Origin of the sequence: Roseicyclus sp. (assembly GCF_052168335.1) — a bacterium.
In the GTDB taxonomy this organism is placed as follows: Bacteria; Pseudomonadota; Alphaproteobacteria; order Rhodobacterales; family Rhodobacteraceae; genus Roseibacterium.
Genome location: NZ_JBQLZP010000018.1, coordinates 1 through 3,525 on the forward strand (window position 1 = coordinate 1; position 3,525 = coordinate 3,525).

Annotated in this window: 4 protein-coding genes and 2 pseudogenes; all 6 read right to left on the bottom strand. The window is 73.2% G+C overall.

The features are described 5' to 3' along the window. Positions 1-553 (bottom strand): annotated as a pseudogene (locus ACTS11_RS00675) (cytochrome P450); the annotation flags it as partial. Between the two features lie 49 nt (positions 554-602). Then, positions 603-1,211: a DedA family protein gene (locus tag ACTS11_RS00680; RefSeq protein WP_442638432.1), complete on the bottom strand. Its 609-nt coding sequence runs from the start codon at positions 1,209-1,211 to the stop codon at positions 603-605. Further along, positions 1,208-1,558, bottom strand: coding sequence for a hypothetical protein (locus tag ACTS11_RS00685; protein WP_442638433.1), 351 nt, complete (start codon positions 1,556-1,558; stop codon positions 1,208-1,210). Before ACTS11_RS00685 ends, ACTS11_RS00680 begins: the two co-directional genes overlap by 4 nt. Further along, positions 1,555-2,739, bottom strand: coding sequence for a vWA domain-containing protein (locus tag ACTS11_RS00690; protein WP_442638434.1), 1,185 nt, complete (start codon positions 2,737-2,739; stop codon positions 1,555-1,557). The genes ACTS11_RS00685 and ACTS11_RS00690 overlap by 4 nt, the downstream gene beginning before the upstream one ends. Before the next feature lie 39 nt (positions 2,740-2,778). After that, positions 2,779-2,943, bottom strand: coding sequence for a hypothetical protein (locus ACTS11_RS00695; protein ID WP_442638435.1), 165 nt, complete (start codon positions 2,941-2,943; stop codon positions 2,779-2,781). Between the two features lie 28 nt (positions 2,944-2,971). After that, positions 2,972-3,525 (bottom strand): annotated as a pseudogene (locus ACTS11_RS00700) (DUF2927 domain-containing protein); the annotation flags it as partial.

Below are 3,525 nucleotides of genomic sequence, written 5' to 3' on the forward strand. Positions count from 1 at the left end.
TGAAGGACGTGCAGTCGTGGCAGCGCGCCTCCACCGCCGGGTCGCCCGCGTAGTTGGCGCAGCCGTCGATCATGCCCTGGCTCACGCGGTCCATCTCGGCGGCGCTCATCTCGGCCAGCCCGGTGATCAGCTTCAGCGCCTCGCCCGAGACGGGCATGGCGTAGTCCCGCACGAGGTCGGCCTCGCCCCTCGGCGCCAGCGCGTCGAGGATCGCCGCCGTCCGCGCCCGGAAGAGGGGCACCCAGGTCTCCCGCACCGTGCGCGGGCTCAGCGCGGGGAAGAGGGCGCGGCGCTCGGACAGGTGCGGCTCGCCGTCCCGGCGCATCAGGTTCTCGCCCATGAGCCGCGTCATCAGCCCGCCCGGCTGGCGGGAGGAGAAGACGTCGATCCGCTTCTCCTCGCGGTGGATGTCGGCGCGCCGGGTCATCAGGACGGCACCGCCGAGCTGCGGGACGCGCGCGATGGGCGCCGTGGCCCGCATCCGCGCGAGATCGGGGTAGGGATCGGCCCAGAAGGCCCTCGGGTCCACCTCGAAAACCGGCGCCTCGCCCATCCGTCTCTCCTCCCCCGCCGCCGATGAGGGCAGGGGGCGGGGCGCGAAGTCAAGCCTCGGCGCCCCCACGTCTCCGCTGGCGCAGCGCGGCGCGAAGCCAGAGCGCCAGCGCCCCCGCCACGGCCACGGCGGCGAGGAGCCCCGAGGCGCTGCCGAGGATGTCGGCGAGCGCCAGGAGGTCGTCGGCGAAGGCCGCGCCGAGGCCCACGTAGACCGCGACCCAGACCGCCTCGCCCGCCACGCCCGCCCGCGTGAAGTGGGGCAGGGGCAGGCGCGCCGCGCCGCCCGCGAAGTTCACCCAAGGGCCGAGCGGCGAGAAGAGCCAGCGGCTGAGGAACACGGCCATGGCGCCCCGGCGGTGGAGGAGGGCGCGCGCCTCCGCCAGAAGGCGCGCCTGCTTCGGCGGCAGGCTCCGCCCCCCGAAGAGGCGCCCGCCCGCCCGCCCGACCTGGTAGCCGAGCTGGTCGCCCGCCACCGCCCCTCCGAAGGCGGCGAGCGCCACCTGCCAGAGCACGAGATCGCCCGAAGCCGCGAAACCGCCCGCCGCCAGCATGACGAGCGAGCTCGGCACCGGCAGCGCGAGGCAGGACAGGAAGGTCGCCAGCGCCACCAGCGCGACCCCGTAGACCGGCACCAGCGCCAGGAGCGCCTCGGTCACGGCGCGCGGCTCCCCGCGATGGCCGCCTCGACCTCGGCCAGCACCACGGCGAGGTCGACGCCCCGCGCGGCCGCGATCTCCTCGAGGGTGGCGCGGTCGCCCGGCGCGAGCCCGAGCGCGGCGCGCAGGTCCTCGCGCCCGATGCCGTAGGAATGCGCGACGTAGCCCGGCGTCATCCAGCCCTCGAGCGGCTGCGCGCGGTGCGCGGGGTCGGACCAGTAGACCGCGAAGACGATCAGGCGGACCGCGAAGAACGCGGCGACCGCCACGGCGAGGCCGAGTGCGACGACCGCCAGGCGGTGCCGCTCCCAGAGGAAGGCGAGGGCGCTCTGCTGCCGTCCGCTCACCGCCCCAGCACCCGCATCCCCCGGTCGATCCCCTCGAGCGTCATGGGCACCATGCGGTCCTCGAAGATCTGGCGGATCATGCCGATCGACTGGGTGTGGTCCCAGTAGCGTTCCGGCACGGGGTTGATCCAGACGTGGTCGGGCCACTGGGTGCGCGCGCGCTCGAGCCAGACCTGTCCGGCCTCCTCGTTCCAGTGCTCGTTCGCTCCGCCCGCGAAGGCGATCTCGTAGGGGCTCATCGAGGCGTCGCCGACGAAGATGCACTTGTAGTCGGACCCGTAGGTGTTCATCACCTCGCGCGTCGGGATCTGCTCGGTCCAGCGGCGGCGGTTGTCGCGCCAGACGGCTTCGTACAGGCAGTTGTGGAAATAGTAGTATTCGAGGTGCTTGAACTCGGCGCGCGCGGCCGAGAACAGCTCCTCCACCACGCGGACGTGGTCGTCCATCGAGCCGCCGACATCGAGGAACAGCAGGACCTTGACCGCGTTGCGCCGCTCGGGCCGCGTCCTGACGTCGAGCCAGCCCTGCTCGGCCGTGGCGCGGATCGTGCCGTCGAGGTCGAGCTCCTCGTGCGCCCCCTCGCGCACCCATTGCCGGAGGCGCTTCATAGCGACCTTGATGTTGCGCGTGCCGAGCTCGACCTGGTCGTCGAGGTTGCGGAACTCGCGCTTGTCCCAGACCTTCACGGCGCGGCGGTGGCGGGAGGCGTCCTGTCCGATGCGCACGCCCTCGGGGTTGTAGCCGTAGGCGCCGAAGGGCGAGGTTCCGGCCGTGCCGATCCACTTCGAGCCGCCCTGGTGGCGGCCCTGCTGCTCGCGCAGGCGCTGGCGCAGCGTCTCCATCAGCTTGTCGAACCCGCCGAGCGCCGCGATCTCGGCGCGCTCCTCGGGGGTCAGGTGCTTCTCGGCGAGCTTCTCGAGCCACTCGCGCGGGATCTCGGTCGCTTCCAGCACGTCCTCGGCGCTGATCCGCTCGAGCCCGCCGAAGACATGGGCGAAGCACTGGTCGAAACGGTCGAGGTGGCGCTCGTCCTTCACCATCGCCGCGCGGGCGAGGTAGTAGAACCCGTCCACGTCGTAGGTCACGAGGCCCTGCGACACGCCCTCGAGGAAGGCGAGGTATTCGCGGAGGCTGACCGGGATGCGCGCCTGGCGCAGGGCGTCGAAGAAGGGCAGGAACATGGGCCGAGAATAGGGCAGTTCCGGCGCCGGCGAAACGCCTCAGGCGGGGGCGGGCACGAGGAGCATCGCGAAGGTGCCGAGCAGGAAGCCGATGATCGCGAAGACGGCGGCGTATTGCGCCATGTCGGCCCGGTTGCCGCCGCGCCTGCGGGCGACGAGAAGTCCGAGGACGAGGCCTGCGAGGGCTCCGATCAGGTTCAGCATCCGGGTCGCCTTCGGATCAGGGGGCGGATCAGGGGGCCAGCGCCGCGACCTCGGTCAGCCGCGCGCCGACCGCGGCGTTCGAGCCGAAGCCATAGCGGCCCCAGCCGAGGCTGTCGAGACGCACCGGCCGCGCCTCGGCCGTCCGCCCGAGAGCGTCCAGCGCCTCGGCCCGGATCATCAGGAGCGTCGAGAGGAGCGCGGCGTTCTCGGCGCGCTGGGCGGCGGGAATGGCGCGTCCGGTCAGGCGCAGCGCCTCCTCCGGGCGGCCGGCGGAAAGCGAGAAGGCGGCGAGCTGCATGTCGACATGCGCCGACTGGATGCCGCCCGGCGCCACGCGCTCGAAGATGCCGGCGGCCGTCTGGAACGCCGTCACCGAGCGGTCGGCGTCCCGCGACAGCGTGAGCCGCCCGAGCGCGAAGTGGCTGAAGCCGAGGCGCGTGTCCTCCCATCCGGCGTTGCGGGCGATGGTCACGGCGCGCTCCGCCGCCTGGATGCGCTGGGGCTCCGGCGTGCCGGGGCCGAGCGCGGTCTGGATCGACTCGATCCAGCCCCGCGAGGTGGCCGAGACCTGCCGCGCATTGC